The organism is Herbiconiux dendrobii (assembly GCF_052048175.1).
Lineage (GTDB): Bacteria > Actinomycetota > Actinomycetes > Actinomycetales > Microbacteriaceae > Herbiconiux.
Genome location: NZ_JBLZQV010000004.1, coordinates 360,232 through 386,947, shown reverse-complemented (window position 1 = coordinate 386,947; position 26,716 = coordinate 360,232). Strand labels below are relative to the sequence as shown.

Below are 26,716 nucleotides of genomic sequence, written 5' to 3'. Positions count from 1 at the left end.
CCGGGGGATAGTGGAGAGCAGCCGGAGCGAGCATCCGTGATCGCCGCGGAGGAGGATCTCCGGCCGGAAGCGAAACGACGATGAGCCACGACGGCGACAGCAAGGCAACCGGCACCGACGGTCAGGGTCTCGGCAAAGACGGCACCATTCCCGACTCCCCGGACGGCATCGCGGTCGGGCACGACCCCGACGGATCCCACTTCAACCCGGAGGAGGACACCGACGGGGCGGACGACGCCGATTCTGACGGGGCTCCGACCTCTCCGGCCGCGGGATCCGACTCCACCTCGGGCGACGACGACCCCTACGAGATCGAGACGGATCTCGGACCCGACGGACCGGCGCAGGTCTAGCGGGCACGGGATCGGGCTCGGGCGCGGGATCGCGGACGGGAGCCGGCCGTGTGCCGCTGGGTGGCCTATTCGGGTGAGGCGCTCCATCCCTCGACCCTGATCCTCGACACGCCCCACTCGCTGGTGGCGCAGTCGCTCGACTCCCCGCTCGGGCGCGAGACGGTGAACGGCGACGGATTCGGCATCGGCTGGTACCCGAACGGCGCGACTCCCGGCACCGCCCCGGCGTTCTTCCGCAGCATCGAGCCGGCCTGGCACGACGAGAACCTGCGCGAGATCGCCCGGGCGGTGCAGAGCCCGCTGTTCTTCGCGCACGTGCGTGCGGCGGCCGGCCCGCCCATCCAGCAGACCAACTGCCATCCGTTCCGGCACGAGAACTGGCTGTTCATGCACAACGGGGCACTGCGGGAGTTCCGCACGATGCAACGAGACATCGAGCTGGCGGTCGACCCCGCGCTCTACCCGTTCCGGCAGGGTACGACCGACTCGGAGGCCGTGTTCCACCTGGCGCTCAGCCGGGGGCTGCGGGAGGATCCGATCGCCGCCATGGGCCGCACCCTGCGCGAGATCGAGGCGATCGGCGCGCGACTGAGCGTGCCGCATCCGGTGCAGGGCACCTTCGCCGTGACCGACGGATCGACCGTCTGGGCGTTCCGGTATTCCAGCGAGGGCCGCTCGCGAACGCTGTTCCACTCCGAGGAGATGTCGACGCTGCAGAAGGCGTACCCCGACCTCGATCGGCTCAAGGCGTTCGGCGAGGGCGCGCGGGTGATCGTGTCGGAGCCGCTGACCGACCTGCCCGGCGCGTTCGTGGAGGTGCCGGAGTCGACCGTGGTGATTCTGGAACCGGGGGAGGACTGCTACCGCGAGGAGCCGTTCCTGCGCGCGGCGTAGGGGCGGGCCCGGGCTGCGGAGGCCAGGCCTCAGGCGCCGGGAGCGGGCCCGTCGGTGGGCGTCGCCGAGGCGATGAACGTGTGGATCTTCTCCTCGAGCTCGCGGTCGAAGGAGTCGACCTCTTCGCCGGCGCCGGCCTCGGGTCCCGTGCCGGCCTCTTGTTCCGCGCCGGCCTCTGAATCTGGGCGGTCTGCGCCGCGGGCTTCCGTCATGGCACCAGGATAGCGAACCGCCGCGCCCCGGTTACGCCGTGGGCGCGAGCGCTTCGAGGAACGCGACGACGTCGGCCAGCTCTTCGGGCGAGATGCCATGGCCGAGCCCGTCGTAGTGCCGGCTCGTGAGGGTGGAGTGCTCGGGCAGCCAGGCTTCGGTGCGGGCGACGGCCTCGGCGGTGATCACGCCGTCGAGCGTTCCGCGCCCCGAGAACACGGGCGGGCGATCGACGGTCAAGGCCTCGTCACCGGGTTGCGGATGGCCGAGTACGAAACCGCCCAGAATCACGGATGCCGCCACGCGCCGCGTCGCCGAACGCAGCAGTTGCGAGGCCATGAGGCCGCCCTGCGAGAAGCCGAGCGGCACGACCGCGGTCTCGGCGGGCACCGTTTGCGCGATCCACTCGGTGATGGCGTCCGTGGCGACTTCGACCGGCTCGGCGGCGGGAGCGCCGGGCGTCGTGATCGGGAACCAGGAGAAGCTGCCGGGGCTCAGGGTGAGCGGTGCGCGCAGGCTCGCCCAGGCGAAGCCGGCGGGCAGCGCGGGAGCGAGCGAGGCGAGGTCGGCCTCGTTCGAGCCGTATCCGTGCAGCAGCAGAACCAGCACGCGGGTGCCGGCCGGCGCCGGGCCCGCACCCCAGGAGGTGATCGCGGTGGTGACGGCGAGCTCGGGCATGGGTCCTCCTGGGTGGTGCGGGTCCGTCGTCCGGCAATTGCTTGTCGGTACAACCAAATCGTACCCGCTCAGGCGGCGAGGAGGTCGTCGATCTGGCCGAGCGCCTGACGCATGCCCTCCTCCATGCCCATCGCGACGAGTTGCTCGAGCTGATCGAGGGTCTCGTAGGAGGTGACGATGGTCATGCGCGTGATCCCTCCGTCAGTCGGCTCGAGGCTCACCCGTACCTGCGTGACGGGCATGTCGTCGTTCGGTGTGCCGTCGTCGTGGGAGAACCCGTCTTCGTAGGTGAGGCCGTCGGGCGCGTCGACCGTCTTGATCCGCCACCAGCCGGGGGCCTTCTCTCCCTCGGGGCCGGTCATGTAGTAGCGCGACTCGGCGCCCGGGGTCAGCTCGTGCCGGGTGAAGGTGGCGGGCCAGGTCGGTGGACCCCACCAGCGCTCGAGCTGCCGCGGATCCGCCCACATCTGCCAGACGCTCTCCACCGGAGCGGCGAACTCGGCGACGAAGGAGAGGGTGAGCGCTTCGGGGTCTTTGTGCGAACTGATGACCGTCATGGTCGGTGTCCTTTCTCGACGGGGGCGGAGGAGGTGGTGCTGCCGGGGTTCGGGGTGGCGCCAGTGGCAGGCGCGGGTCCAGCTGCAGGCGCGGGTGCGGTCAGCACTTCGCCGAAGCGGTCGAGGCGTTCGCGCCACAGGTGCTCGAACTCGCCGAGCAGGCGGCTGGCGCGCTGCAGGGTGTCGGGGTTCGCGCGTACGATCTGCTCCTTGCCGCGCCGGGTCTTCTCGATCAGCGCGGTGCGTTCGAGCACGCCGACGTGCTTCTGCACGGCCGCGAAGCTCATCGTGTAGCGCTCGGCGAGCGACGAGATCGACTGCTCCTGCCGGATGGCCCGCCGCACGATGTCGCGGCGGGTGGAGTCGGCCAGCGCGCGGAAGATCGCATCCGTCTCGGCTTCGCTGATCTCTCGTATAACCATTTGGTTGTACGTTACGCGCGTGCGCGCTGCCGCGCAAGGGCCGCGCGCCGAGGTCGCCGAGACCGCTCAGCCGCGCGAGGTCGTGGTGTGCGGCGCGGGCAGCGTGCCGCCGAGCAGCTGCTGCACGGTCACGAGCGTGAAGCCGCGGCCGAGCAGCCCGTCGACGATCGCCGGGGTCATCCGGGCCGTGTTCTCGTGCACGTCGTGCATCAGGACGATCGCGCCCGGCCCGGGTTGCTGCACGGCGCGGTCGAGCAGGGTGGCGTCATCCGGGATCCGCCAGTCGTTCGTGTCGACCGTCCAGAGGATCGCGGGCAACCCGGTCTGCGCCAGCACGCGCGGGTCGACCGCGCCGTACGGCGGGCGGAAGGTGGTCGGCCGCAGGCCGGCCGCATCCTGGATCGCCTGGCTGGTGCGGTCGAGCTGGTCGCGGATCTCCTCGTCGGTGAGCTTGGTCAGGTCGGGGTGGTTCCAGCTGTGGTTGCCGATCTCGTGACCCTCGGCGCGCATCCGCACCACCACGGCCGGGTTCTGCGCCACCCGGTAGCCCTGCAGGAAGAAGGTCGCGGCAGCGCGGCGGGCGTCGAGATCGTCGAGCACCTGAGCGGTGTAGTCACCCGGGCCGTCGTCGAAGGTGAGGGCGACGCAGGCGAACAGCGCGCAGTCGACCTGCTCCTGGGCGCGGGTGGGTGCGGGCGGCAGGGCGAGCGGGGCTCCGGATGCCAGGACCGCCTGCACCTGCGCGCCCTGCTCGCCGAGCAGGGCGGTGGCCTCGGCGGCGGGCACGGTCAGGGTGAACGGCGGATGCGACCCCTCGGTCGTCGCGCCGGCCCGCCAGGCGGCGAGGGCCTCGAGTTCGGGGGTGCCGAAGCCGGCGGGCACGGTGACCACGAGCGATCCGTCGGGCGCGAAGGCCAGGTGCGAGAACCAGGCGCGCAGCTGCTCGAGCGGAAAGTCGTCGACGCTCTGGTGCATCGCCGGGTCGAACGCGCCGGCTGCGGCCTTGAGCGACCGGACGAGTCGGGGGAGCAGCGCGCGGAGCCCCTCGTCGGTGAGGAATGCATCGCTCGTGACGACGAAGGCACCCGAAGTCTCGGCGTAGTAGACGGTGCTCTGGTCGGAGGTGACCTGGCCGCCCGACGCGGTCGTGATGCGGAGGGCTTCCACGAGCAGGGTTCCGGTGGCGGCGAGGATCTCGCAGGTGACGGTGAGCCGGGGCCCGTCCCCGGGAGCGCTGAGGGCGGGATCGGTGAGCAGATCGGCGACCGGGCGGGTGGTGGATCCGGGCACGCAGCCGCGATCGCCGGGCGCGATGTCCGGGGCGTCGGCCGCCGGTGTGTAGGCGATGCCGGAGAGAGCGCTGTGCTCGGCGATGGCGGTGGTGACCCGGCCGCGCAGCAGCTCGGTGAAGCTCTGGTTGCCCGGGATCTCGCCCCACCGGGCGGCCAGCGGAGCGGCGGTGTTCGCCGAGTAGAGCAGCCGCACGTCGATGCCGGAGGCGTCGACCGCCGCCGGCGAGGTGGCGGTGGTGCTCTCGGTGACGGTCAGTTCAGCGGAGGCACCCGCACGCGGACTCCAGCTAGGTGCCGGCGAGACCGTCGAGCACCCCGCAAGCAGTCCCACCACCATCAGCCCGACCACCGTGTGCCACCCGCGCCTGACCGCCGTTCGGTCGCATTTTCGGTCATTCCCTAGCCGTTTTCCGCACAGAATTGCGACCAATTGACGGCGCCTCGGCGGGCATGTGCTGGCGCTCACGGGGTCGGCTCCGGGAGAGGGTCTGGTTGGGGTGTCGGGGCGCTCGCAGCGAAGGTGGTGGTGGTGAGGATGTCGGCGATCGTGGGGCGGTAGTCGGCGGCGCGGTCCGCGGGTGCCGTGGCGAGGAGGACGAGGGCTGTGCCGGGCTGGGCGGTGGGAGTGGCGGTGCCGGCGGCAGTGGCGGTGTCGGTGGCAGTGGCGGTGCCGGCGGGAGTGGCGGTGCCTGGCTGAGACGTGTCGGTCGTCGTCGCGGTGCCGGTGGCGGTGGCGGTGCCCGGCTGAGTCGTGTCGGTGGTCGTCGCGGTGCCGACGGCCGGCGGCACAACCGCGGGGTGGAGCAGTGCCACGAGGGTGATCTCGGCCCCGGTGGCGAGTTCCGCGTACCGCACGGTGGCGCCCGACGCGAGTGTCTCGGCGCTCCACGCCGCAGCCGCCAGATCGGGCTGCTCTCCGTCGCCCGCGGCGCCGGACCCGGCGAGAACCGCCGCCAGCGCCGCCTGGTCGGCATCGGTCGGGGCCGCGATCGGGGCGACATCGTCGGCGGTGACCGCGCCGACGGCGGGCGAGACGTGCAGCGCGATCGTCTCGACGCGCAGGACGCCGTCGGGGGAGAGCAGCACCGCGCGGTCGGCCGGGAGGAACGGCCCCACTCCGACGACCACCCAGCCGGCTTCCGCAAGCACGGTGACGGAGTTCGCTGCGGCGGACCCTCCGGTCGGTGCCGGCGTCGGTGTCGGCGGCGGCGTCGTCGCCGCGGGCGTCAGCACGATCGCGGTGTCCGTCAGGAGGCGCTCGCGCGGCGTCTCCGCCAGCACGGGCGGGAGCCACCACAGGGCCGACAGGGCGGCGGCACCGAGCACCAGCACGAGCGACGCCGACACGATCGCGGCGATCCGCAGCCGCCGCGACCGCGCACCACGGGTCTCGAGGCGATCGCGCGTACTCGTCATCGGGGTCGGCTTCCGGGTCGGTCGGGTGGGGGTGGCCGGTCGCCGCGCGGGCGCCGTCCGGCATCAGGATAGGCGAGCCGTCGCCGAGCAGACGCGGACGCGCCCCGACTCCGCCGTTCCCGTTGCGGAGTCGTTATCAACAGGTGTCGCATGGCCCCTCTGATCGGGCATTCCTGAGCCGGACCGCCCCGAACTGGGGGTGACCCGCGGCCCCCGCCACGGACGGACTTCTGCCACGATCGGCGCGAGGCCGTGCGATCCGCGTTCCTCCCGAACAAGGAGGTTCTCATGACCCACCGCCTGCACCGTCGTCCGCTCGGCCGGATCGTGATCGCTTTGGCGACCGTGGGACTGGCAGCCTCGCTCGCCGCCTGCGCGAGTGGCGGTCCGGCGTCGACGCAGTCGGCCTCGATCGCGGAGGCCCCCGCAGCGTCGAGCTCGTCAGACTCCTCTGCCTCCTCTGCGCCGGCCGCGACGGCGAGCCCCACCCCGACGGCACCGGCCACCGACGCCCCGGTGGTGGTGGAGGAGCTCGGTCGCGGCGAGCAGCCGGCCGGCGTCGACGTCGAGGTCGACGGACCCGTCGAGGTCGCCTTCCGGCGCATCACGCTGAAGCCGGGCGCGGGAACGGGGGAGCACTGCCACGACGGACAGCTGATCGCCGTCGTCGAGCAGGGCGAGTTCACCCACTACGCGCCGGTCTACCCCGACGGTGTGCATGTGTACGAGGCCGGGGACTCGATCATCGAGGGAGCGCATTACGTGCACGAGGGCAAGAACGAGGGCACCGAAGACGTGGTGCTGCTCGTGACCTATGTGATCGCCGACGGCGATCCGCTGGCCGAGACCGACCTCACGAAGTGCTCGGGCTGACCCCGCGGCCGGCCTCACCGCTCGAGCCCGCCGCCCGGGCGGCAGCCTCGACCTGAGCGTGGTGCGCCGCCCAGCCTGACGTGCCCCGGTCGGCTATGTTCGGGTCGGCGGGACCGTTGCCGACCGCGCCGTCGATCAGCTCGCGCAGGATGTCGGCATGCCCGGCATGCCGCGCCGTCTCGGCCACCATGTGCACCAGGATCTGCTGCAGCGTCACCGATCGCCGTTCCGGCGGCCACCACGGCACCTCGCCGCGGGCATCCCCGTCCAGTGCCTCGATGGTGGCATCGGCGTGCGCCGCCGAATAGTCGTGCAGGTCGAGGATGGCGGCCCGCGTCTCGTCGGCCGTGGCCCACATGTCGGCCTCGGGTGGAGCATCCGGAGCGCTCCACGGCAGCGCCCTGCCCGGCCGCCCGAACACCTCGCCGAAGTACTCCAGCTGCACCGAGGCCACGTGCTTCACCAGACCGAGCAGGCTGGTGCCCGTCGGGGTCATCGGTCTCCGGATGTCGTATTCGCCGAGACCGTCGAGTTTCGCGCGCAGGTCGGCGCGCCGGACGCGCAGGTAGCCGTGCAGGGTCTCTTTGTCGTCGGCGGTGCTGTCGTGCGGGCTCATGCTCCGACTCTGCACCCGACCCCCGACATCCGCCGGCATCCGCGACACTCGATGAGAAAAGCTCGGAAAACATGTGGCACGAACGCCATATGTGTATATGCTGTGCACGCGGCGGTACCACGGGGGTGGAGATTCGACGAAAGGTCCGATGGTGTTCCGTGCCCACTCTTCCAAGCCGCGGCTTGCCCCTGTCGCCCTTGCCGTGGTTGCGACCATCGCCGGCGGCCTGTTCGCCCCGCCCGCCCAGGCGGCGGAGACCTCAGCCGGGGTGTCCGACCTCACCGACCCGGTGGCCCTGATCGGCGCCCTGGCGCCCGAACTGCTCGCCGAGACCAGTCCGCCGGCCACGCCCGAGCAGGTCGCCGGCATCCGGACCCAGCAGGGAATCGACCCGTTCCAGGCCCGCATCCCCGCCGATCCCGGCTCCGAGATCCGACTCTCCCCGGCCGGCACCGATGGCGCGGGCCTGCCCGTCGGCGTCACCATCGACTACGCTCGTGGCCGGTCCCGCGAGGTCGGCGGGATCACCGCCTACCCCGCCGCCGCGGCATCCGGTGCCGAGGCGGGCGGCGCGGCGGCCTACGTCCAGCCCATCCAGAACGGAATCCGCATGCTCACCGCCCTGGCCGACCGCGGCGCGGGGGAGGACTTCTCGTACACCTTCGACCTCCCGCAGGGCAGCCGGACCACGGCGCTGCCCGACGGAGACACCCTGGTGTCGGATGCGGCCGGCCACTACGTGGGCACGCTCGGTCAGGCCTGGGCGCGCGACGCATCCGGTGCCGAGCTGCCCACGGACTACCGCTGGGCCGGGACCGTGCTCACCCAGCACGTCGAGCTGGGCGCCGGAACGGTGTTCCCCGTGCTGCTGGACCCGGTGTGGTTCTACAGCTACGACTTCTCGGTCACGATCCCGGGGTACCACGCGAACCATCCGACGGCCACGGCCGGCGCCGCCGACAGGCTGCTGCACGGCTGCTTCAACTGCTGGTTCCCCATCAACGGGGCGCCGCGCGGCTACCCGGTCGACGGCCAGGTGCTCACCCTGAACGCCAGCCCGTTCACCATCATCACGGTTCCCGCGCCGGTGAAGATGCAGACGGCCAACGGCGGAGCGATGCAGTTCGTGGCGCAGCCGGGGCACTTCGACGGCGCCGGATCGATCATCACCTTCTCCTGGTACAACGACCCGAGCGGCTTCCTGCACCTCTACGTGCACGCGAAGATCCTGGTGGACCGCGGGCCCGCGGTCAACATCGCCAACTCGCGCCTGGCGGGGGCGAACTGGCTGCTGTTCTGGCAGCGGGTGGCCGACCACGCCGACGGAACCGCCGGCGGCGGCGGAGTCTGATGCGGGAGGCGCGATGAGCGGATCCACGGGGCGGAGTGCCGGACGACCGGCGCTCCGCCCGCCCGCGGCGCTCACGGGCGGGACGCCTCGGCCGCGGCCACGCATCCGGCCGGAACCGGTTCTCGTCGGGGCGCCGGCCGCCCTGCTGGCGATCCCCGGCGGTGCTGCCCTCGGTGTGCTGCTCGGCGGCATCCTGCCCCTCGCCCTGCTGCTGCCCGAACTCGTGCGCACGGGCGGTGCGCAGCCCGGATTCGCGACGATCGCCGTGGTGGTCGGCTGCGTGACCGGCCTGCTGGCCGGGCTGCTGATCGGTGGCCTCACGGCGGCGGCGCTCGCGATTGCCTGGCGGGCGCGCGCCCGTCCGGCCTCCGTGGTGACGGCGGGGTCCGTCGTCGCCACGCTGGCCACGATCAGCGGCCTGCTGATCTTCTCGGGCCCGGATGCGCAGTTCGTCCTGTTCGCCCTGCTGGCCAGCACGCAGGCGGTCGGCGGCGTCATCCTCACCGTCTGGGTGGGCGAGCGCGGCCGCGCCGCCGTCGCCCCGCCCTTCTGGACCTAGGCAGACGCAGGCGGCGCAGGCAGACGCAGGCGGCGCGGGGCGTGCCGCAAATCCTGAGGGTCTCGTAACACCGACGACATCTGCGGGCCGGTAGCGTCTGGGTATGGAAGGCCCCTCGAGCGACCTGAGCGACGACGCCCTCGCCGCACACCTCGCGGCCGTGCTGCAGCGCACGGCCGAGGTGCTCGAGGCGTCCGGCGCCCGCACCGAGGCGCTCGCCGACTTCCGGGAGCGGCGCCCCATCCTCGGCATCGCGCGCTCGCCGATCATGGTGCCGCGCGGGCGGGTCTGGCGGCTCGGCGTGCTGCTGCTCGACCAGCAGCGGGCGCTGCATACGATCGGCGCCGTCACCCGCGCCGTCGAGCCCGGGCGCGTCACCAACCAGTCCGCCCGCGCCGAAGAGCGCCGCGACTACCGGCGCGCCGCGTTCCAGGCGAAGTTCGCCGAGGGCGACACCGTGAACTTCGACACCGAGCCGATCCCGCTCGACGGCGCGAGCATCCGGAACCCGACCCCCGGTTCGGCCGCGAGCAGCCAGAGCCTGCTCGCCGAGCGCGACGGCGTACTGCTGGTGCGCTGGAGCAGACAGGCCGGCGACCAGGCCCTCACCCCCCTCGAGCCGTACCTGGCCGACCGTGCCGTCCTGCTGACCGCCCCGCCCCCGTAGACCCGACCACGATCCGACAATCGCTGAGGAGCCCCATGGAATCCCGCACCGAGCATCCCTCCCGCCGGTTCACCGAGCCGTCACTGCTCGTTCACCGCGCGGTCGCGCGCCGGGGTTACCGTCCCGCGAAGCTCATGGGCGCGAGGCCTGTCGAGAGACCGGCCGCCGTCAACCCCGAAGGGACTCCCGCATGATCGAGCGCGTCGACCCCTTCATCGGCACGGATGTCACGGCGCTGCCCCCGCAGACCGGCCTCGCCGCCACCTGGTGGTGGCCGAAACCGCAGATCGGCAACACGCATCCGGGAGCCACTTACCCCCTCGGCATGGTGTCGGCCTGCGCCTACTCGGGCGCGTATCCGACGGGCTACGGACGCTACGACCTCAGCCTGGAGGGCGTGCCCTCCACCCTGCACGAGGAGCAGCTGGCCTCGGGGTTCACGCACTTCCAGCAGTCGGGCACGGGCGCCATCCGGAAGTACTACAACTACTTCCGGGTGACACCGATGATCGAGCCGCTCGACGTGCTCGGCCGCACCTGGCCGATCACCGAAGAGGATGCGGCGCCCGGTTACTACTCGGCGACCCTCGACTCCGGGGTGTCGGCCGAGATCACGGTGGGGCCGAAGAGCGCGGTGCACCGGTACACCTTCCCGCGGCATCCGAACGCCCGCATCGTGATCGACTTCTCGATGGGCGGGCTCTCGATCCCGTACGGCGCCACCGTGCCGCTGCGGGCGAACCTCGAAACCATCGCGCCGGGCGTGGCCAACGGCTACGTCGTCGCAGAGGGCGCGCCGATCGCGGTGCACATCGAGTGCGACACCCCGCAGTGGCGGCAGATGCTCTGGTACGACCGGCGGCTGATGCCGGGCGGCACCAAGCTCGCGCTCGACCACATCCGGCCCACCACCCTGCGGCCGTTCGGGCTGATGTGGGCGGGGCCGAGCGAACCAGGCCAGACCGTCGAGCTGCGCATCGGCTTCTCGCTGCGCGGCGTCGAGCAGGCCGAGGCGAACCTCCGCGCCGACTGCGGGCCCGGCCCGGCGCGCTTCGAGGCGCGGCGCGAGCGCACTCGCAAGACCTGGAAGAAGCACCTCAAGACGATCGAGATCCAGACGCCGAGCCCCGAGCGCAAGACGGTGTTCGCCACGGCGCTGTACCACTCGCTGATCAAGCCCAGTTTCGCCAACTCGGAGAGCCCGTTCTGGCCTGCCGACGGCGCCTTCGCCTACGACATCGCGACCATGTGGGACATCTACCGCACCCAGCTGCCGCTGCTCACCGCGCTGCAGCCCGAGAAGGCGGTCGAGCTCGCGAACGCGCTGCTGACGATCTGCGAGGAGGAGGGCAACTTCCCGATCGGCTACCGGCTGGCCCGCGGCGGCGACCGCTTCTCGCGGCAGGGCAGCGCACTCGCGCACACCTTCCTGGCCGACCTCTGCCAGCTAGGACTGCCCGGCATCGACTGGGAGTGGGCGCTGGTGCACATGAGCGACGACCTGCGCCGCACCTACGGCGAGGAGTTCCTGCTGCGCGGGGAGGCTCATCCGATCAGTCACACCCTCGACATCGCCTATGGGTACTGGTGCACCGCCAAGGTCGCCCGGCACGTGGGCGACAACGCGCTCGCCGTGCAGTTCGAAGCGCTCGCCGAGCGCTGGGTGAACGCGTACGACCCCGCATCCGGTCTCTTGAAGGACTCCACCTACTACGAGGGCAGCCGCTACAACTACTCGTTCCGGCTGCAGCACGACATGGCGGGGCGGATCGGCGTGAGCGGCGGGCCCGAGAAGTTCCTGGCGCAACTGGACGCGTTCTTCGGCTACGGGGCGCCCGCCGTCGTGCAGCCGGGCAACCGGCCGTCGGCGGAGGAACTGCTCGCCGGGTACGCGCTCGGCCGCTTCGAGGGCCTCAACAACGAGCCCGACATGGAGGCGCCCTGGGCCTACCACTACCTCGGCCGGCCGGACCGGACCGCCGAGATCGTGCACGACGTCGTGCACCAGCAGTTCGGCACCGGCCGCGGCGGGCTGCCCGGCAACGACGACTCGGGCGGACTGAGCTCGTGGTACGTCTGGGCCTCCCTCGGACTGTTCCCGGTGGCGGGGCAGAACATCGTGCTGATCAACGCGCCCTCGTTCGCGGAGTCGTCGATCGCGGTGGGCGGCGGCACCTTCACGGTGCGCACGCGCGGTTTCGCGGAGCCGTTCGCCGGTGGGCCGGCACAGTACGTGATCGGGGCCCGGCTCAACGGGGCGCCGCTGGAGCGCAGCTGGCTGAGCGGGGCCGAGTTCCACGGGGGCGGCGAGCTCGTGCTCGAGCTGGGGCCGACGCCCGGCGGATGGGGGACCGTCGAGGTTCCGCCCTCGCACGGGCCCGCTCCGGTCTCGAGCGCCTCCGGGGCCGCGGCCGTGACGCCCGCGGAGGCGGGAGCGGCCGCGGCGTTCGGCTCCGAGGTCGAGGCGGTGGAAGCCGCCGCCGGCGTGGAGGCGGCGCTCGAGGCCGCCACCGGCATCGAGGACGACTCCGAACCCGGACTCGCCGAGGAAGACGGCCAGCCCGAGCCGCGCATCGTCACCGACGCGGCCGATCCGGTGGGCAGCACCGTTCCGGAGCCGTCGGCCGAGACGAAAGCCCGCGCCGATCCGGATCCCGAATCCGACTCGCACCCCGAACCCGATCCGCTCGCCGGATCCGGCTCCCACCCCGAATCCACCTCCGAGGCCCCCTCGCCACGAACCCCAGGAGAGAGCACATGAACACCGTCAAGAACCGACTCGTCATCGTGGTGCGAGCCGATCCGGTCATCTGCGGTCACTCCGTGGAGGGCCGCAACCTCGCCGAGACCGCCCTCACCCGCGGTTTCGACGAGGTGCGCATCGTCACCTGGCCGATCGAGCGGCTCGAGGCGGCCGGTCTGCCGCTCAAGCCGCTCGACACCGTGCTGCCCTACAGCGACGGCATCATCGTCGAGCGCCCGGGGCCCGTCGGCGACTACAAGGTGCCCGACGGCCGCTACCTGGCCGGTATCACGGGCCGCCTGGTGGAGCTGTTCACCGACGGCGTCCCGACGGTCGCACTCTCGCTCTACCTGAGCCCGCACACCATCGCGGTGGCGGATGCGGTGCGCGCGGCGCACGGCACCGGGCTGCCGGTGAACGTCACGACGATCGCCGAGGCGGTGGGATCCGACGTCACGAACGTGGTGCGCACCGCCGTCGAGGAGGGCCGTCTGGGCGCGGCCGCGCACATCCTCTCCTCGTACCTGTCGCAGGACCACTGCGTGGCCGTGTCGGAGTACACCCGCGACCTCATCGTCAGCGAGGCCGAGCGGGTCGACGAGCAGCACGGCACGCGCTTCGCGGCGCAGTGCCGAGAGCGTATCGTGGTGTCGTACCCGGCCATCGACGCGGCGCAGTACCTCGACCTCGACCCGGCTGCGAAGGCCGCCGAGCTCGACCGGCGGGGGCTCGTCGACGACGGGTATCTGTTCTTCCTCTCCCGGCTGACGGATGCGAAGGGGGTCGACGACCTGATCGCCGGCTTCGAGCGCAGCGAGATCGGGCGTACGACCCAGATCCCGCTGGTGATCGCGGGGCGGGGGCCGCAGGCCGAGGCGCTCAAGGAGCTGGGGGCCGCCTCGCCGCTGGCCCACCGCATCCGTTTCCTGGAAGATGTCGGCGACGCCGAAAAGCCGTACCTGATGGCGGGCTGCGCGGCCTTCGTGCTGCCCTCGAAGCCGCGGCCGGAGTTCGTGGAGACCTTCGGCATCGCCCTCGCCGAGAAGATGCTCGCGGGCGGTGGGCCGGTGATCACGACGCTCACGGGCGGCATCGGCGAGGCGATCGGCGACCACGCGCTCGTGGTGCCGGTGAACGATCCGGATGCGATCGCCGCGGCGATCGACCGCGCGGTGCTGCACACCACCCCCGAGCAGCGCGCCGCCTGGGCGGAAGAATCGCGCGCCTACGCCCTCCAGTTCGACCGCCACGCCGTCTTCGACAAGCTCTTCGAGCGCTTCCCTCGAGTGCAGGTCGAGGCCGAGGTTCCTACCCCGGCCTGACCCGCACCGACCGACCCACGGCCTCCCGAGTCGCTCGGGTCCGCCCCCGTCTCGAACCAGGAGGGGCGGACTCCGGCGACGCGCCGTGGGGTGGATGTGGGTCTGCGAGCGGGAGCGTCAGACCCAACCGAGGTGGGCGCCGTCGAGCGTGGTCCACACCCCACCGAACCGGTCGACCGCCACGCTCCATGAATCGTGCGCGGCGAACGGTGCGGTGAAGAAGGTGGTGTTGCCCGCCGAATCGAAGCGGGCGAGGCCGCCCTCACCGTCGGTCATGTACATCTCCGTATGCTCGCCGGCGACCATCGACCGCGGTGTGACGGGGAGCGCTCGGGTCGGGTAGGCCTTCACGATGAGCAGGGTGCCGTCGGGCGCGATCTTGGCGACTCCCGTGCTGGTCGCGGCCCAGATGTCGCCGCTCTTGGCGACCTGCACATCGATGGCACCCCAGATACCGGTCGGGGCAACGGCTCCGAGGGAGACGGGCGTGTAGGTCTTGGCGAACGGGTCGTACACCGTGAGCTCGGAGGAGGCGTCTTGGGTGAACCAGACACGGCCGTCGCCCGCGACCGCGATCTGCTCGATCATGTGCCCGCTGGGGCTCGCCACGGTCGACGAGCTGCCGTCGGGACGGATCATCGTCAGACCCGGGTCGCTGGCTCCGTTCCAGCCGCCGAACCAGATGTTGCCGACCTCGTCGACGGCGATGTCCTCCGGCGCGCTGGGAAAGCGCCCGGCGAGCGGGAAGGTGTCGACCACCCCGGTCGTGGTGTCGAGCCGGCGCATCACGTTGTCGACCGGGCCGGCGTCGCCGAGCCAGATGTGGCCGTCCGGCGTCGCCGCCATGGAGACCGTGCGCGTGCCGGTGAGGCCGAGCGGGAAGGCGGTCGACCCGGGAACCCCGGGAGCGATCCGCACGAGCTCCTCCGCGCTGTCGTCGGCGTACCAGATGTCGCCGGCCCGGTCGGAGGTGAGCTTCCACGCGCTGCCGCTCGTCGCGTCGACGTAGTGCCAGGTGGCGTAGTCGCGCGGGAACGGCTCGAGCGCGTGCGCCGGTGCGGCCACCGCCACGGCCGCAGCGGGAGCCATCAGCGCCATGGCCAGAGCGGACGTGGCGATGGTGCGCACGCGCAGGGTCGCGCGCCCCTGCCGAGCGGGTCGGGGCACAGCGTCGATCGGGTGTGTGACGGTATCGGCAGTCATGGGTCTCCTCAGGTCGCGACCGGCGACGGGTGCGCGGGTCAGGTGGGGCGCGGGGGTGACGCGCAGCCCCACCGTAGCCGAGGAAATCTCACAGAGACGATGAGTACTTTCTACTCGCCGCGAGCTCGAGCGGACTACCCTAGGCGCATGCTTCCCGCGTCGCCCGCCGAGCGCCACCGCGTCGTGGCCGAGGGGTTCACTGCGCTCACCGGGGCGATCGATGGGACGTGGGATGCCCCGGCTCCAGTCGAGGGGTGGGTGGCGCGTGACGTGGTGCGGCACCTCACCGGGTGGTTCCCCGGGTTCCTGGCGGGCGGGAGCGGCGTCGTGCTGCTGGCGGGGCCGTCGGTGGACGACGATCCGGTGGCGGCCTGGCGTGTGCACGCCGACGCCGTGCAGGCGGTGCTCGACGATCCGGCGACGGGCGAGCGGATGTTCCGCAACCCGCACACGGGCGAACTCCCGCTGGCCGACGCCATCGACCGCTTCTACACGGCCGACGTGTTCATGCACACCTGGGATCTGGCCGCCGCCACGGGTCAGGATGCTCGACTCGACCCCGACTTCGCCCTCCAGCTGCTCGAGGGCATGGAGTCGATGGAGGAGCTCATCCGCTCGTCCGGCCAATACGGCCTCCGAGTCGAGGTGCCCGCCGCATCCGGCCCCGTCGCCCGCCTCCTGGGCTTCATCGGCCGCGACCCCTCCTGGCGCCCGCCCGCCCCCTGAACCTCCCGCGACCCGTCGATTCTGGCCCTGATACTGCGGAGGAAGGGCCAGAATCGACGGGTCGCGAGGATGTCGGGACGAGGGGAGAGGGGAGAGGGTGAGGCGGTCTACGCCTCGGACTGCACCGTGGTGGTGGCCAGGGGGATCTCCTTGACGAAGCAGAGGATGAGGGCTGCGGCGAGCATGAGCGGCACCAGGAGCAGGTAGACGGGGCTGAGCGCGTTCGCGTAGGCCTCGACGATGAACTGATGGATCTCCGGCGGCAGCGCGTTGATCGCGGCCGGGGTGAGCGCGTTCGTGTCGGTGGGCAGCGCCCCGCCGGCCGTGCCGAGGGACGCGGCTCCGGAGGACAGCTGGTCGGTCAGCCGGGCGACGAACACCGAGCCGACGATCGCCGATCCGAGCGACGCCCCGATCTCGCGGAAGAAGTTGTTGCCCGCGGTCGCCGTTCCCACCTGGCTGTGCGGCACCGAGTTCTGCACGATCAGCACGAGCACCTGCATGGCCAGGCCGATGCCGAGCCCCAGGATGGCGAGGTACGACAGGATCAGCCACAGCGGCGTGTCGGCCCGCATGGTGGAGAACAGCACCAGGGCACCCGCGATGATGAGCGAACCGACGATGGGCATCCACTTGTAGCGCCCGGTCTTGGTGACCAGGAAGCCGCCGCCGATCGCGGTGATCAGAAGGCCCGCCAGCATCGGCAGCAGCATGAAGCCCGACTGCGTGGCGTTCACGCTGTTCACGATCTGCAGGAACGTGGGCATGTAGCCGATGGCGCCGAACATCGAGATGCCGATCGCCAGGCCGCCGAGCGTGGTGAGCGTGAAGTTGCGGTTCGCGAACAGCGACATCGGGATGACCGGCTCGCTGACCTTGCGCTCGATCAGCACGAAGGCGAGCGCCGAGAGCACCGTGACGATGATCATCACGATGATGACGGGGGAGTTCCAGTCGTACTCGGTTCCGCCCCAGGATGCGGTGAGCACGAGCCCGGCCGCGGCCAGCGCGAGGGTGGCCATGCCGGCGACGTCGATCTTCGGCCGCACGGCGTTCACGATCTTCGGCAGCTTGATGAAGGCGACCGCCGCGACGATGGCGGCGATGCCGAGCGGCACGTTGATCCAGAAGGCGTAGCGCCAGCTGAGCGTGTCGGTGAACAGGCCGCCGAGCAGCGGGCCGGCCACCGAGGAGAGGCCGAAGACCACGCCGATGAAGCCCATGTACTTGCCGCGCTCGCGGGCGGGGATGACGTCGGCGATGATCGCCTGCGACAGGATCATCAGGCCACCGCCACCGAGGCCCTGGATGGCACGGCCGGCGATCAGCCACTCCATCGAGTTCGCGAACCCGCCGATGATCGAACCGAACACGAAGATCGAGAGCGCGATGACGAAGAGCGACTTGCGCCCCACGAGGTCGCCGACCTTGCCGTAGACGGGCATCACCACGGTGGAGGCGAGGATGTAGGCCGTGGCGACCCACAGCATGTGGTTCACACCGTCCAGCTCGCCCACGATGGTGGGGAGGGCGGTGCCGAGGATGGTCTGGTCCAGCGCCGAGAGCAGCATCGCCACCATCAGGGCGCCGAAGATCAGGTTGACCCGGCGCTTGGTGAGCACGGGCGGCGGGGCGCCGGTGGCGGAGTCTGCGGGTTCGGGGGCGGCTGCGGCAGCCGCGTCGGTGGTGGAAGTCGTCATGAGCGGGTGTCCTCGATCGGTTCGGGGGAGACGAATGGGGAAGAGCGGAAGTGCGGACGAGCGGGCGGGCGGAGGAGCTGAGGAGCGGAAGGGCGGAGGAGCGGAGTGCGGTCGATGGAGCAGGAGACGGATGGCGCCGCCGCGCGGTCTAGCGGCGCCGCGCGGCGGTGAGCAGGGTGGTGCGGGCGGTGTCGATGTGGGTGGAGAGCGGATGGCCGGAGTGCTCCTCCTGGCTCCACGAGTGCATCGCCAGTCGCAGCACGCCACCGACGAGCATCACGAGCGCCCAGGCCTCCTGCGCGCGCTCGGCCGCCGGCACGACGCCCTCGTCGCCGAGCAGCCGCTCGATCTGGCGGGCGAAGTCGGCCTCGATGCCGTCGAGGGCCTGGAAGCTGGAGACGAGCAGATTCGGATGGGCCACCAGGATCGCGCGCCGCTTCTCCTGGACCTCCTTCGAGCCCAGGTCGAACACCGCGAACTCGTCGCGGAGCGCATCGATCACCGCATCCAGGATCGAGACGTCGGGCTGGTATTCCAGGCGCTGCAGGCTCGGCGGCGGGAACATCCGCGAGTGGCCGAGCACCGCATCCTCTTTGCTCGCGTAGTAGTTGAAGAAGGTGCGGCTCGTCACGCCGGCCTGGGCGCTGATGGCCTCGACCGTGACCTCGGTGAGGCCGAAGCGGGAGACGAGGTCGACCGCGGCCCGCTCGATCGCCGTCGCGGTCTCGCGCTTCTTGCGTTCGCGCAGGCCCGTGACCGCACCCGCACCCGGCCCTGCGCCGGCATCCGTGCCCGCAGCCGCATCCGCACCCGTGATGGGCGCGTCGGGCGAGAGGGGGGACTCGAGGATCGGCACGGAGTAATACTTGCATACCGCGAAAGTTTTCTCAATGTGAAAGTTGCCGGCCCCGGACTCTGCGGCCTCCGAGGGGCGGAGGGTTACGCTCGAGGGGTGGATGCCTGTGCCGAACTCTGCTCGCTCCTGGAGCGTCTCGTCAGCGCGCCGGACGCCCGCGAGCGCACCCCGCGCGGTTACCTGCGCGAGGTGGGCCGGCAGACCGCGGGCATCCGGCTCGGCCCGCTCTGGGCTTGGGACGCCATCCGCGGCGGCCGCAATCACCTCCCCGGCACCGGCTTCGCCGGGCCCTTCGACGACAGCACGCGCGGCCAGGCGCGGCACTTCGGCGGGATCGTGGCCGTGACGGCCCGCATCGGCCCCCGCCTCGCGCGCTGGGGCTCCATTCACATCGGCCGCGACCGGCCCGACACCGCCGACGGGCGGCTCAGCGACGCCGCGATCGAGTTCTCGCGCCTGGTGCTGCAGGGCCGGTTGCGGCCCGCGGATGCCTCGGACTGGGTGCGCAGGCGCCTGTGTGCGACCGCCGGGCCGCAGCCGTCGGCGGAACGGCTATCCTGATGCCCGTGGAGGCGCACCGTGGCTAAGAAGGACGAGAAGGGCAAGAAGGCGAAGAAGTCCAAGTCGAAGTCGAAGGCGCCTCGCTGGCTCGGCACGGGCGAGGAGATCCAGGCGAAGCCGCTGCCGCCGCACGAACTCGAGGCCGCGATCGCCGATGGTCTCTCGATCGCCCGCTTCTCGGTGGTGCTCGCCCTGAAGAACCGCCTCATCGTCGCCGCCCTGCGCGACGACCTGCCCTTCGACACGGCGACCGCGGCCGTGATGGCCCGCGAGGAGCTGGAGGAGATCGCGCGCGAGCAGGATCGCAACATCGAGCACGCCGAAGACGTGAGCGAGAGCGTCGGATCGGCCCACGGTGCGGCGCGGCACGAACACGACTACAAGGCCCGCGATCTCGCCCTGCTCACCGCCCGGCGCCGCGTCTACGAGGCCGTGGCCGCGCAGTCCCGGGCCGACGCCGACGATCCGGAGCGGGTCGCCGAACTGGTCGAAGACGCCCGGCTGCGCGCCTGGGAGGAGATCAGCCGGGAGGTCGCGGCGCGCCTGGACGTCACCGGCGCCGCCGAGCAGGTCGTGGTCGACGAGCGCTACCTCGCCGAGCGCGAGGGGCGGATGCGACGCCTGCGGGAGATCGACCTGTGGGAGCTGGCCGACCAGCAGCACGCCAAGACCGCGCGGCGCAAGAAGCGCTGAGCCCGCGGCGCTCTGTTTGCCGGCCGTTCGGCGTCTGTGCTGCCGGCCGTTCGGCGTCTGTGCTGCTGACCCCACGGCGTCCGCAGGAGTAGATTCGGCCTCAGGTCGCTCCGGAGTCGGCGGGAGGTGCGCGCGTGCCCGATGAGATCGCCGAGGCGTTCGCCCGGTACGACGCCGCGCTCCGGCCGGCGCCCGGCGAGTTGGTCGAGGCGCACGACCTGCGCCGTACCGTGCTGCAGGCGCTGGGCGACGACGGGCGGGTGCTGCACACCGTCGACGCCGGATCCTTCGCCCACGGCACGGCCGTGCGCCTGCACAGTCTCGTCGACGTGATCGTGGTGCTCGCCGGCCCTCGCCCGCGCGGCGTCGCCCGGGCCGTCGACCTGCTGCGCGCCGCTCTGCCCGCCGAGGCGGTGCCCTCGGTGGTCGCGACCTCGCGGGTGCTCGGCGGCGATTCGCTCGTGGTCGAGCGGATCGGGGCCCCCGGCATCCGGCTGATCCCCGCCTTCGAGGCGGCCGCGACCGGGGCGGGTGCGTCGGCTCGGGCATCGTCCGCCGGCCCCGCCGACACTCTCTGGGTGGCGGATGCCGCCCACCGCTGGGTGCGCCACCGCCCGGCCGCCCGCGCCGTGCTGCTCGACCGTATCGACGACGACGGATCGGTGCGCGCCCTCATCCGGCTGCTGCTCGCCTGGAAGCACCGCCAGTCGGTGCCGGTCTCGTCGTACTACCTCGAGACGCTGGCCATCCGTCAGGCTCTGCAGCAGCGCTCGTTCAGCCTGCTCTGGGACGTCTGCTGGATCTGGGAGGCGCTCGCCGCCGACGGACTCGTGCCGGCTCCGGATCCGAGCAGTCCCAGCCAGGTGCAGGCGGTGCGACCCGCCGCCTCGATCGGGCGGGCCCTGGAGGCGCAGTTCCCGATCGAGCGGGCGGCGTCGAGTGCGCGCTCGGCCGTGAACGCCTTCATGGACGGCGACCAGGCGCGCACCGCGGGTTTTCTCGAGGCGCTGTTCGGGCCGGAGTTCCCCGCACTGGCCTGAGGCCCTCGCGAGGCCCTCGCGGCGTCAGTCGGCCGACGCCGCCGTGGACGATGCCGCGTAGACGTCTGCCGCGCTCGCGACCCGGTTGTTGTAATCGATCGAGGAGTTGTAGGAGACGACCGCGGCGACCCAGGCCGCGTCGTCGCGGAGATCGACGCCGCCGACGCAGAGGTAGCGGCCGGCGGCCAGCGCGGCGTCGTCGATGTCGTGCGGGTCGCGGATGCCGTCACCGTCGCCGTCCGCCGCGGCGGATTCCCACGTCGAGGGCAGGAACTGCATCGGCCCCACCGCCCGATCCCACACCGCATCGCCGTCCAGGGCGCCGCGCTCGGTGTCGGCGATCGCGTCCACGCCGTCTCCGTTCAGGGCGATCCCGATGATCGGCGGGTCGGCCCGGCCGTCGTCGCCGATCGCGCCACCGTACAGCGTGCCGTGCTCGGACTCCACGAAACCGATCGCCGCCAGCGTGTTCCACGAGAGGTGGCACGTCGGCTGCTCCTCGCGCAGGCGGATCTCGGCGCCCGCGTAGGCGAGCAAGGCCCGGATGGGGATTCCCGTGGCCAGGGCGACATCCGCGGCCCAGGCCGGATCGGGCAGGCTCGCGAGCGGTGCCGCGCCGACCCCGGCCGTCGTGCCCGTGCCCGCGCCCGCCGTGGGAGTGGCCGCGTTCGCCGCGTCCGCCGGGTCCGGTTCGGCCGGGGCGGAGGAGGCTTCGGCCGGGTCGGGTTCGGCGAGTGCGCCGGAGGCGCCACCAGCGGTGCTCTCGGCCTCGGCGGCGGTCTGCGACATCCACCCGCCACCCAGTGCGACGCCGCCCACGACGGCGGCGACGACGAGCACCACGAAGCCCGCCAGCAGCGCGACGACCACCCCGCGCCGCCGCGCCGAGCCCCCTGCTGTGCTGTCCACCGAACTCACCCTAGGTGAGCGAACCGTCCGACACGACGGAGTCTTCGCCCGGCTCGCCGAGCGCGACCGCCCGTCGGGCGCCGCGTCGGCAGAACGGGCGGGGGTGGCGCTGCCCTGATACCGTCGCGAACATGCCCACACCCCGCCGCGCCGCACTCGTGTACAACCCGATGAAGGTCGATCTCGAGGCGCTCAAGACCGCCGTCGCCTACGAAGAGCAGGAGGCCGGCTGGGGTGAGACCCTCTGGCTGGAGACCACGGAGGACGACCCGGGTGCCGGCCAGACCGTCGAGGCCCTGAAGCAGAAGGTCGACCTCGTGATCGCCGCCGGGGGCGACGGCACCGTGCGCATCGTGGCCGAGGCCCTGCACGAGTCGGACGTGCCGCTCGCCCTGCTGCCTTCGGGAACCGGCAACCTGCTGGCGCGCAACCTCGATCTCACGCTCGACGACGTGCCCAACGCCCTCGAGACGGCGTTCCGCGGCGAAGACCGCGCGATCGACCTCGGACTCATCCGCATCCGGCACCAGGACGACTCCGTCACGAAGCACGCCTACCTGGTGATGGCGGGCCTCGGCCTCGACGCCAAGATGCTCGCGGCCACCGACGACGAGCTCAAGGCGAAGGTGGGCTGGCTGGCGTACGTCAAGGCGATCGGGCAGGTGCTGCGCGACAAGAACCAGCTGCGCATCCGCTACAACCTCGACCAGAAGGGCAACCGCTCGGTGCGGGCGCACACCATCATGATCGGCAACTGCGGCTCGCTGCCCGCGAACATCCTGCTGCTTCCGGATGCGGCCGTCGACGACGGCCGGTTCGACATCGTCATCCTGCGGCCGGAGGGGTTCATCGGCTGGGTGCAGATCATGGTCAAGATCTTCTGGGAGAACGGCGTGCTGCGCCGCACCGTGGCCGGCCGCAAGCTGATGGGGCTCACCAAGGAGGTGCGTGCGCTCAACTACCTCACGGGTCGTGAGCTCGTGCTGCGGCTCTCGCGCCCCGAGGAGATCGAGCTGGACGGCGACGGTGTGGGACAGGCCGTGTCGCTCAAGACCTGGATCGACGAGGGCGGACTGACCGTGCGGGTTCCCGCCTCGAACGTGCCGGAGGAGCCTGCGCAGCAATCGTCCTAGCGCTTTGCGACACCCGGTGCAACCCCTACGCGAGCATTAACTTTATTGGCTAGTCTTTCTAACAACTAGTCAGCCACGTGGAAGGACATGAGATGGCTCTCGTCACCGAGATCTCCCCGGATCGCATCGCAACAGATCACCTCACCTCCCGTCCGCTGACCTGGTCGAACCCGGAGTCGCAGCTGTGGATCGCCTACCGCGAAGGCGAGTACGCCGGCATGGTCGAGTACGGCGACGGCCACTTCCTGGCCAGCGGATCGCGCGGCGAAGACCTGGGCACGTTCAGCGACCGCACCCAGGCGATGAATGCCGTTCTGCAGGGCGTCGCCCGCCGCCGTCTCCCCGACGGGCTGCTCTCCAACGTCGCCATCGTCAGCGCCGTCGTCGCCGTCTCGATCGCGGGCATGAGCCTCACGATGATCGCGGCCTGACCGCTTTCCCCACGGGCACGCCCGCCATCCACTCGCCAGCCGCGAGGTCGTTCACACGGCCGCGCGGCTGGCTTTCTTGTCGCGCGGGCGGCGGGCGAAGTCGCGCGCCCGGCTGCTGGAGAGTGCGATCAGGATGAGGATGTCCAGCGACACCCCCACGAGGTTCGTGCCGAGGGTGATCGCCTGGTGGCCGCTGAAGTGGTCGAAACCGGCGATGATCAGGTTGATCGTGCTGAAGGTCATCACCGAGATGCGCGCCACGTTGCTGCCGAAGAAGACGAACAGCCCGAACAGCACCTCGGCCAGCGCGAAGGCCGCGGCGAAGGCGATCAGGATCCAGAGGGTGGCGTCGCGGCCGTCCATCGCGTCCGTCAGCAGGGGTTCGCCGTCGTCGATCGTGATCGCGTCGCGCACCGTGTTCCAGTCCAGCAGCACGGCGGCGATCAGAAGCAGCGGCGTGAAGGCGCGCACGAGCACCACGGCGGCGCCGAAGACGGTGGGGGCCGGTCGCCTGACGGCCTTCTGCGCGAGCGGGGAGGCGTCGTCCGAGGCGAGCAGCGCACCCGACGGCGAGGCCGAGGCCGCGGTGTGCGGGGTCGGCACCGGTGCGGCGCTCTCGCGGTACGCGGCATCCGTCGGGGTGATCGCGCGCAGGTCGATGATGGGCAGGTCGCCGTCGGTCACGATGGTGTCGCCGCCGCCGTTGCGGGAGTGGTACCCGGTGGCGAAGTCGCGCAGCACCGTGACCGTGGCGAGCGGATCGGCATCCGTCACCGTCGTCACGATGTGATCGCGCTCCACGTCGGTGTTCTCGTCGATCTTGTGCGTGATCTGCAGGGTGAACAGCGAGAAGCCCACGGCGCGGTCGTAGGTGCCGGCCGCCAGCCAGTCGGTGGAGTGGCCGCCGGGCAGCAGCCAGCCCTCGGGGCAGCGCCAGAAGCGCACGTGGTGGCGCTTGGCCGGGTTGCCCTTCACCTCCTGCTGGTAGGCGAAGTCCTGATTGCGGCCGAACAGCATCAGCGGGCTCACCGGCGCCTCGTTGTAGCTGCGGCGGAGCACGGTGGAGGCGACGATCCTGCTCGCGCTGCGCAGGGTGAGGTCGTCGGCCCGCGTCCAGCCCGCTGCGAGCATGGCCGTGTGCAGCTGCTCCTCGGTGCCGAGCAGGCCCAGGTTCACCGGGTCGCCGAGCAGCCCGTCGCTCGTGCGGGTGCGGCCGATGAAGTAGTTCGGCACGTAGATGTTGGTGAGGATGCGGTGCAGTCGGGGGAGCGCGATGTAGGCCACGAGCACCCAGAACACGATGTAGAACCACAGCTGCGCCCAGCCGGCGGTGAAGCCCTCGGAGAGCACCAGGTAGGCCAGCCACACCGATGAGGCGCCGGCCACGACGAAGAAGAGGTTGTCGAAGACGGCGTTCAGCGAGAAGCGGCGGCGCGCGGGCGGGGCGGACGGGTCCGGCATGAGGCCACGATACCGTCACCGCCGGTCACGGTGCCTTCGCCTTCCGTGCCCTCGCCCTCGGTGCACGGATGGTGCACGGATGCCGCGACGGGGTCAGTCGCTGAACTCGAGGTCTTCCACGTGCGCCTTCGGCATCAGCACCGCCGCCGCGATCGAGAGCACCGCGCAGACGGCGACGGACACGAACACGGCGCCGGCGGCGGCGATGATGGCCTCGGGACTCAGCAGGTCGAGGTCGGGCACACCGCCGGACGGGTCATCCGTGCTGGCGGCCAGGATGCCGTTCGCGATGGCGCCGAACACGGCCACGCCCACCGCGCTGCCGATCGAGCGCGCGAACAGGTTGGCGCCGGTCACCACGCCGCGTTCGTTCCAGGGCACGCTCGACTGGGCCGCGATGATGCCGGGGGAGGCCACGAAGCCGAACCCGGCGCCGATCACGAAGCAGCAGATCGCCACCGTGATCACCGAGGGGGTGCCGGCGGTCACCGCCAGCGCGACGGTGCCGCCCACGGCCAGTGCGATGCCGATCAGCACCGTGCTGCGGAAGCCGAGGCGGGTGTAGATGCGGCCGGACTGCGAAGCGCTCACCGGCCAGCCGAGCGTGAGCGCGGCCAGCGCGAGCCCCGAGAGCAGCGGGGTGACGCCGAGCGCGCCCTCGAGGAAGGTCGGCACGTAGGAGGTGAGCCCGGTGACCATGGCGCCGATGCCGAGACTCAGCAGGGTGGTGGTGAGCAGCAGCCGCTTCGAGAACACCCAGAGCGGCAGGATCGGCTCCGCGGCCCGCCGTTCCACCAGCACGAACGCCACCAGGGCGAGGCCGCCCAGCACGAACACCCCGACTCCCGGGAGGGAGGCCCACGGCCAGGCCTGGCCACCCTCCAGCAGACCCAGGATGACGGCGCTCATGCCCACGGCGAGCAGCACCGCACCCGCGTAGTCGATGGTGTGCCGCTGCCGCTCGACCTTCTCGTGGAAGCGGCGCAGCAGCATCCAGCCCGCCAGGAGGCACAGCGGTACGTTGACGAAGAAGATGAAGCGCCAGCTGAGGAACTCGCTGAACACGCCGCCGAGGGTGGGGCCGATCACCGAGGAGATCGCCCAGACGCTCGCGATGTAGCCCTGCACCTTGGCGCGCTCGACGACGCTGTAGATGTCGCCGGCGATGGTGATCGCCATCGGTTGCACGGCTCCGGCGCCGAAGCCCTGCAGGGCGCGGAAGGCGATCAGGGCGGGCATGCTCCAGGCCAGGCCGCAGAGCACCGAGCCGGCCAGGAACAGCCCGATGCCGATCAGGATGATGGGCTTGCGGCCGAGGCTGTCGGAGAGCTTGGCGTAGATGGGGACGGAGACGGCCTGGGAGAGCAGGTAGATGGAGAACAGCCAGGGGAACGAGGCGAAGCCACCGAGGTCGTCGACGATGGAGGGGACGGCCGTGGCGAGGATGGTGGCGTCGATGGCCACCAGGCCGGTGGAGAGCATGAGGGCGCCGAGGATCGGGCCGCGCTCGGAGCGGAGGCCGACGCCGTCTCGACGGGAGGAGGCGCTGGTGCCGCCGCCGCTGCCGCCGGTGCCGCTGCCGCTCTTGCCGCCGCTGCCGCCGGTGCCGCTGCCGCTCGCGCCGCCGCTGCCGCCGGTGCTGCTGCCGCTCTCGCCGCCGCTGCTCCCGCTGGTGCCGCCGCTCACGCGATCGCCGTCAGAAGGGCCTGGAAGGTGCGCGGAGCATCCCGAATGGCCGAGCGGCCCGCGATCGGGCCCGCCCAGTGTGCGGTCGTGGCCACGTTCACGATCTCGTACTCGACCAGCGTCCCCTCGATCAGCATGCCGTCGTCGGCGTCGCGCACCGTGTACTCGCCGCGGTACCACCACCCGCCCTGCACGATCGCGGTGCGAGCGGCCTCGTCGACCAGCAGGGACTCCGCGGGCGTCTCGGCGCTCAGGCGTTCGACCAGGCGGCGGAAGGCGGCATCCGGAGCACCCTTGAGGTGCCCTGCGAAGGAGCGGAGCACGGTGTGCCGCGCGGGGCGTTGCAGGCTGATCGTGGGCACCC

28 protein-coding genes are annotated in these 26,716 nt (G+C 71.6%); 14 read left to right on the top strand and 14 right to left on the bottom strand.

Annotated elements, in window-relative coordinates:
- The first annotated feature begins 80 nt into the window (after positions 1–80).
- Positions 81–353, top strand: coding sequence for a hypothetical protein (locus ACN4JJ_RS14615; RefSeq protein ID WP_440710615.1), 273 nt, complete (start codon positions 81–83; stop codon positions 351–353).
- A gap of 48 nt (positions 354–401) precedes the next feature.
- A complete protein-coding gene (locus tag ACN4JJ_RS14610; protein WP_440710614.1) occupies positions 402–1,247 on the top strand; it encodes a class II glutamine amidotransferase in 846 nt (281 codons plus the stop codon).
- Between the two features lie 29 nt (positions 1,248–1,276).
- Here ACN4JJ_RS14610 and ACN4JJ_RS14605 read toward each other — a convergent pair whose 3' ends face one another.
- The 6 genes from ACN4JJ_RS14605 to ACN4JJ_RS14580 all read right to left on the bottom strand — a co-directional run bounded on the left by ACN4JJ_RS14605 (position 1,277) and on the right by ACN4JJ_RS14580 (position 5,822).
- Complete coding sequence (locus ACN4JJ_RS14605; protein ID WP_440710613.1) at positions 1,277–1,459, bottom strand: hypothetical protein; 183 nt, start codon at positions 1,457–1,459, stop codon at positions 1,277–1,279.
- Between the two features lie 31 nt (positions 1,460–1,490).
- On the bottom strand, positions 1,491–2,135 hold the full coding sequence (locus tag ACN4JJ_RS14600) for an alpha/beta hydrolase (protein WP_440710612.1): 645 nt from the start codon (positions 2,133–2,135) through the stop codon (positions 1,491–1,493).
- Positions 2,136–2,203: 68 nt separating this feature from the next.
- A complete protein-coding gene (locus tag ACN4JJ_RS14595; protein ID WP_440710611.1) occupies positions 2,204–2,692 on the bottom strand; it encodes an SRPBCC family protein in 489 nt (162 codons plus the stop codon).
- Positions 2,689–3,114, bottom strand: a complete 426-nt coding sequence (locus ACN4JJ_RS14590) for an ArsR/SmtB family transcription factor (RefSeq protein WP_440710610.1) — start codon at positions 3,112–3,114, stop codon at positions 2,689–2,691. The genes ACN4JJ_RS14595 and ACN4JJ_RS14590 overlap by 4 nt, the downstream gene beginning before the upstream one ends.
- Before the next feature lie 66 nt (positions 3,115–3,180).
- Positions 3,181–4,755, bottom strand: coding sequence for a polysaccharide deacetylase family protein (locus ACN4JJ_RS14585; protein ID WP_440710609.1), 1,575 nt, complete (start codon positions 4,753–4,755; stop codon positions 3,181–3,183).
- Between the two features lie 113 nt (positions 4,756–4,868).
- Positions 4,869–5,822, bottom strand: a complete 954-nt coding sequence (locus ACN4JJ_RS14580; protein WP_440710608.1) for a hypothetical protein — start codon at positions 5,820–5,822, stop codon at positions 4,869–4,871.
- A gap of 288 nt (positions 5,823–6,110) precedes the next feature.
- On the opposite strand from ACN4JJ_RS14580, the gene ACN4JJ_RS14575 reads away from it, so the two are divergent.
- On the top strand, positions 6,111–6,695 hold the full coding sequence (locus tag ACN4JJ_RS14575; protein WP_440710607.1) for a cupin domain-containing protein: 585 nt from the start codon (positions 6,111–6,113) through the stop codon (positions 6,693–6,695).
- Here ACN4JJ_RS14575 and ACN4JJ_RS14570 read toward each other — a convergent pair.
- Entirely contained in the window at positions 6,676–7,311 is a 636-nt protein-coding gene (locus tag ACN4JJ_RS14570) for a DinB family protein (protein WP_440710606.1), read from the bottom strand. The two genes, ACN4JJ_RS14575 and ACN4JJ_RS14570, sit on opposite strands and share 20 nt — an antisense overlap.
- 202 nt (positions 7,312–7,513) lie before the next feature.
- On the opposite strand from ACN4JJ_RS14570, the gene ACN4JJ_RS14565 reads away from it, so the two are divergent.
- The 5 genes from ACN4JJ_RS14565 to ACN4JJ_RS14545 all read left to right on the top strand — a co-directional run bounded on the left by ACN4JJ_RS14565 (position 7,514) and on the right by ACN4JJ_RS14545 (position 13,953).
- The gene (locus ACN4JJ_RS14565; RefSeq protein ID WP_440710605.1) at positions 7,514–8,662 is read left to right on the top strand and encodes a hypothetical protein; all 1,149 of its coding nucleotides are present in this window, start codon (positions 7,514–7,516) and stop codon (positions 8,660–8,662) included.
- A gap of 13 nt (positions 8,663–8,675) precedes the next feature.
- On the top strand, positions 8,676–9,221 hold the full coding sequence (locus ACN4JJ_RS14560; RefSeq protein ID WP_440710604.1) for a hypothetical protein: 546 nt from the start codon (positions 8,676–8,678) through the stop codon (positions 9,219–9,221).
- A 103-nt stretch (positions 9,222–9,324) separates the two neighbouring features.
- Positions 9,325–9,888 carry a hypothetical protein gene (locus ACN4JJ_RS14555; protein ID WP_440710603.1) on the top strand — a complete coding sequence of 188 codons (564 nt, stop codon included), beginning with the start codon at positions 9,325–9,327 and terminating at the stop codon, positions 9,886–9,888.
- 190 nt (positions 9,889–10,078) lie between these two features.
- On the top strand, positions 10,079–12,649 hold the full coding sequence (locus tag ACN4JJ_RS14550; RefSeq protein ID WP_440710602.1) for a glycoside hydrolase domain-containing protein: 2,571 nt from the start codon (positions 10,079–10,081) through the stop codon (positions 12,647–12,649).
- Complete coding sequence (locus ACN4JJ_RS14545) at positions 12,646–13,953, top strand: glycosyltransferase (RefSeq protein WP_440710601.1); 1,308 nt, start codon at positions 12,646–12,648, stop codon at positions 13,951–13,953. The genes ACN4JJ_RS14550 and ACN4JJ_RS14545 overlap by 4 nt, the downstream gene beginning before the upstream one ends.
- Before the next feature lie 117 nt (positions 13,954–14,070).
- Here ACN4JJ_RS14545 and ACN4JJ_RS14540 read toward each other — a convergent pair whose 3' ends face one another.
- Complete coding sequence (locus tag ACN4JJ_RS14540; RefSeq protein ID WP_440710600.1) at positions 14,071–15,156, bottom strand: Vgb family protein; 1,086 nt, start codon at positions 15,154–15,156, stop codon at positions 14,071–14,073.
- Positions 15,157–15,303: 147 nt separating this feature from the next.
- Between ACN4JJ_RS14540 and ACN4JJ_RS14535 the strand changes: the two genes are divergently transcribed.
- Positions 15,304–15,882, top strand: a complete 579-nt coding sequence (locus tag ACN4JJ_RS14535) for a TIGR03086 family metal-binding protein (protein ID WP_440710599.1) — start codon at positions 15,304–15,306, stop codon at positions 15,880–15,882.
- Positions 15,883–15,989: 107 nt separating this feature from the next.
- Here the strand turns inward: ACN4JJ_RS14535 and ACN4JJ_RS14530 are convergent, their stop codons facing one another.
- Complete coding sequence (locus ACN4JJ_RS14530; protein ID WP_440710598.1) at positions 15,990–17,582, bottom strand: MDR family MFS transporter; 1,593 nt, start codon at positions 17,580–17,582, stop codon at positions 15,990–15,992.
- A gap of 148 nt (positions 17,583–17,730) precedes the next feature.
- Complete coding sequence (locus tag ACN4JJ_RS14525) at positions 17,731–18,438, bottom strand: TetR/AcrR family transcriptional regulator (RefSeq protein WP_440710597.1); 708 nt, start codon at positions 18,436–18,438, stop codon at positions 17,731–17,733.
- A gap of 96 nt (positions 18,439–18,534) precedes the next feature.
- On the opposite strand from ACN4JJ_RS14525, the gene ACN4JJ_RS14520 reads away from it, so the two are divergent.
- From ACN4JJ_RS14520 to ACN4JJ_RS14510, 3 genes are all read left to right on the top strand, one after another.
- Positions 18,535–18,999 (top strand): hypothetical protein, encoded by a 465-nt coding sequence (locus tag ACN4JJ_RS14520; RefSeq protein WP_440710596.1) that lies wholly within the window; start codon positions 18,535–18,537, stop codon positions 18,997–18,999.
- An 18-nt stretch (positions 19,000–19,017) separates the two neighbouring features.
- Positions 19,018–19,692, top strand: a complete 675-nt coding sequence (locus tag ACN4JJ_RS14515; protein WP_440710595.1) for a hypothetical protein — start codon at positions 19,018–19,020, stop codon at positions 19,690–19,692.
- A 134-nt stretch (positions 19,693–19,826) separates the two neighbouring features.
- The gene (locus ACN4JJ_RS14510; RefSeq protein ID WP_440710594.1) at positions 19,827–20,732 is read left to right on the top strand and encodes a nucleotidyltransferase family protein; all 906 of its coding nucleotides are present in this window, start codon (positions 19,827–19,829) and stop codon (positions 20,730–20,732) included.
- A 24-nt stretch (positions 20,733–20,756) separates the two neighbouring features.
- Here the strand turns inward: ACN4JJ_RS14510 and ACN4JJ_RS14505 are convergent, their stop codons facing one another.
- Complete coding sequence (locus ACN4JJ_RS14505) at positions 20,757–21,641, bottom strand: lytic transglycosylase domain-containing protein (RefSeq protein ID WP_440710593.1); 885 nt, start codon at positions 21,639–21,641, stop codon at positions 20,757–20,759.
- Positions 21,642–21,772: 131 nt separating this feature from the next.
- Between ACN4JJ_RS14505 and ACN4JJ_RS14500 the strand changes: the two genes are divergently transcribed.
- Positions 21,773–22,774 carry a diacylglycerol/lipid kinase family protein gene (locus ACN4JJ_RS14500; RefSeq protein WP_440710592.1) on the top strand — a complete coding sequence of 334 codons (1,002 nt, stop codon included), beginning with the start codon at positions 21,773–21,775 and terminating at the stop codon, positions 22,772–22,774.
- Between the two features lie 92 nt (positions 22,775–22,866).
- On the top strand, positions 22,867–23,205 hold the full coding sequence (locus ACN4JJ_RS14495) for a hypothetical protein (RefSeq protein ID WP_440710591.1): 339 nt from the start codon (positions 22,867–22,869) through the stop codon (positions 23,203–23,205).
- Between the two features lie 51 nt (positions 23,206–23,256).
- Here the strand turns inward: ACN4JJ_RS14495 and ACN4JJ_RS14490 are convergent, their stop codons facing one another.
- From ACN4JJ_RS14490 to ACN4JJ_RS14480, 3 genes are all read right to left on the bottom strand, one after another.
- Positions 23,257–24,666 (bottom strand): LssY C-terminal domain-containing protein, encoded by a 1,410-nt coding sequence (locus tag ACN4JJ_RS14490; protein ID WP_440710590.1) that lies wholly within the window; start codon positions 24,664–24,666, stop codon positions 23,257–23,259.
- A gap of 93 nt (positions 24,667–24,759) precedes the next feature.
- Positions 24,760–26,148 carry an MFS transporter gene (locus tag ACN4JJ_RS14485; RefSeq protein WP_440710834.1) on the bottom strand — a complete coding sequence of 463 codons (1,389 nt, stop codon included), beginning with the start codon at positions 26,146–26,148 and terminating at the stop codon, positions 24,760–24,762.
- A gap of 200 nt (positions 26,149–26,348) precedes the next feature.
- Positions 26,349–26,714, bottom strand: coding sequence for a hypothetical protein (locus tag ACN4JJ_RS14480; protein WP_440710589.1), 366 nt, complete (start codon positions 26,712–26,714; stop codon positions 26,349–26,351).
- Positions 26,715–26,716: the final 2 nt, after the last annotated feature.

Bases quoted from the DNA above. Each gene is read 5' to 3' on its own strand.
- ACN4JJ_RS14615 (WP_440710615.1), top strand. From the start codon at position 81: ATGAGCCACGACGGCGACAGCAAGGCAACCGGCACCGACGGTCAGGGT.
- ACN4JJ_RS14605 (WP_440710613.1), bottom strand. From the start codon at position 1,459: ATGACGGAAGCCCGCGGCGCAGACCGCCCAGATTCAGAGGCCGGCGCG.
- ACN4JJ_RS14600 (WP_440710612.1), bottom strand. From the start codon at position 2,135: ATGCCCGAGCTCGCCGTCACCACCGCGATCACCTCCTGGGGTGCGGGC.
- ACN4JJ_RS14595 (WP_440710611.1), bottom strand. From the start codon at position 2,692: ATGACGGTCATCAGTTCGCACAAAGACCCCGAAGCGCTCACCCTCTCC.
- ACN4JJ_RS14590 (WP_440710610.1), bottom strand. From the start codon at position 3,114: ATGGTTATACGAGAGATCAGCGAAGCCGAGACGGATGCGATCTTCCGC.
- ACN4JJ_RS14580 (WP_440710608.1), bottom strand. From the start codon at position 5,822: ATGACGAGTACGCGCGATCGCCTCGAGACCCGTGGTGCGCGGTCGCGG.
- ACN4JJ_RS14575 (WP_440710607.1), top strand. From the start codon at position 6,111: ATGACCCACCGCCTGCACCGTCGTCCGCTCGGCCGGATCGTGATCGCT.
- ACN4JJ_RS14570 (WP_440710606.1), bottom strand. From the start codon at position 7,311: ATGAGCCCGCACGACAGCACCGCCGACGACAAAGAGACCCTGCACGGC.
- ACN4JJ_RS14560 (WP_440710604.1), top strand. From the start codon at position 8,676: ATGAGCGGATCCACGGGGCGGAGTGCCGGACGACCGGCGCTCCGCCCG.
- ACN4JJ_RS14555 (WP_440710603.1), top strand. From the start codon at position 9,325: ATGGAAGGCCCCTCGAGCGACCTGAGCGACGACGCCCTCGCCGCACAC.
- ACN4JJ_RS14550 (WP_440710602.1), top strand. From the start codon at position 10,079: ATGATCGAGCGCGTCGACCCCTTCATCGGCACGGATGTCACGGCGCTG.
- ACN4JJ_RS14545 (WP_440710601.1), top strand. From the start codon at position 12,646: ATGAACACCGTCAAGAACCGACTCGTCATCGTGGTGCGAGCCGATCCG.
- ACN4JJ_RS14540 (WP_440710600.1), bottom strand. From the start codon at position 15,156: ATGACTGCCGATACCGTCACACACCCGATCGACGCTGTGCCCCGACCC.
- ACN4JJ_RS14535 (WP_440710599.1), top strand. From the start codon at position 15,304: ATGCTTCCCGCGTCGCCCGCCGAGCGCCACCGCGTCGTGGCCGAGGGG.
- ACN4JJ_RS14530 (WP_440710598.1), bottom strand. From the start codon at position 17,582: ATGACGACTTCCACCACCGACGCGGCTGCCGCAGCCGCCCCCGAACCC.
- ACN4JJ_RS14500 (WP_440710592.1), top strand. From the start codon at position 21,773: ATGCCCACACCCCGCCGCGCCGCACTCGTGTACAACCCGATGAAGGTC.
- ACN4JJ_RS14495 (WP_440710591.1), top strand. From the start codon at position 22,867: ATGGCTCTCGTCACCGAGATCTCCCCGGATCGCATCGCAACAGATCAC.
- ACN4JJ_RS14490 (WP_440710590.1), bottom strand. From the start codon at position 24,666: ATGCCGGACCCGTCCGCCCCGCCCGCGCGCCGCCGCTTCTCGCTGAAC.
- ACN4JJ_RS14485 (WP_440710834.1), bottom strand. From the start codon at position 26,148: ATGCTCTCCACCGGCCTGGTGGCCATCGACGCCACCATCCTCGCCACG.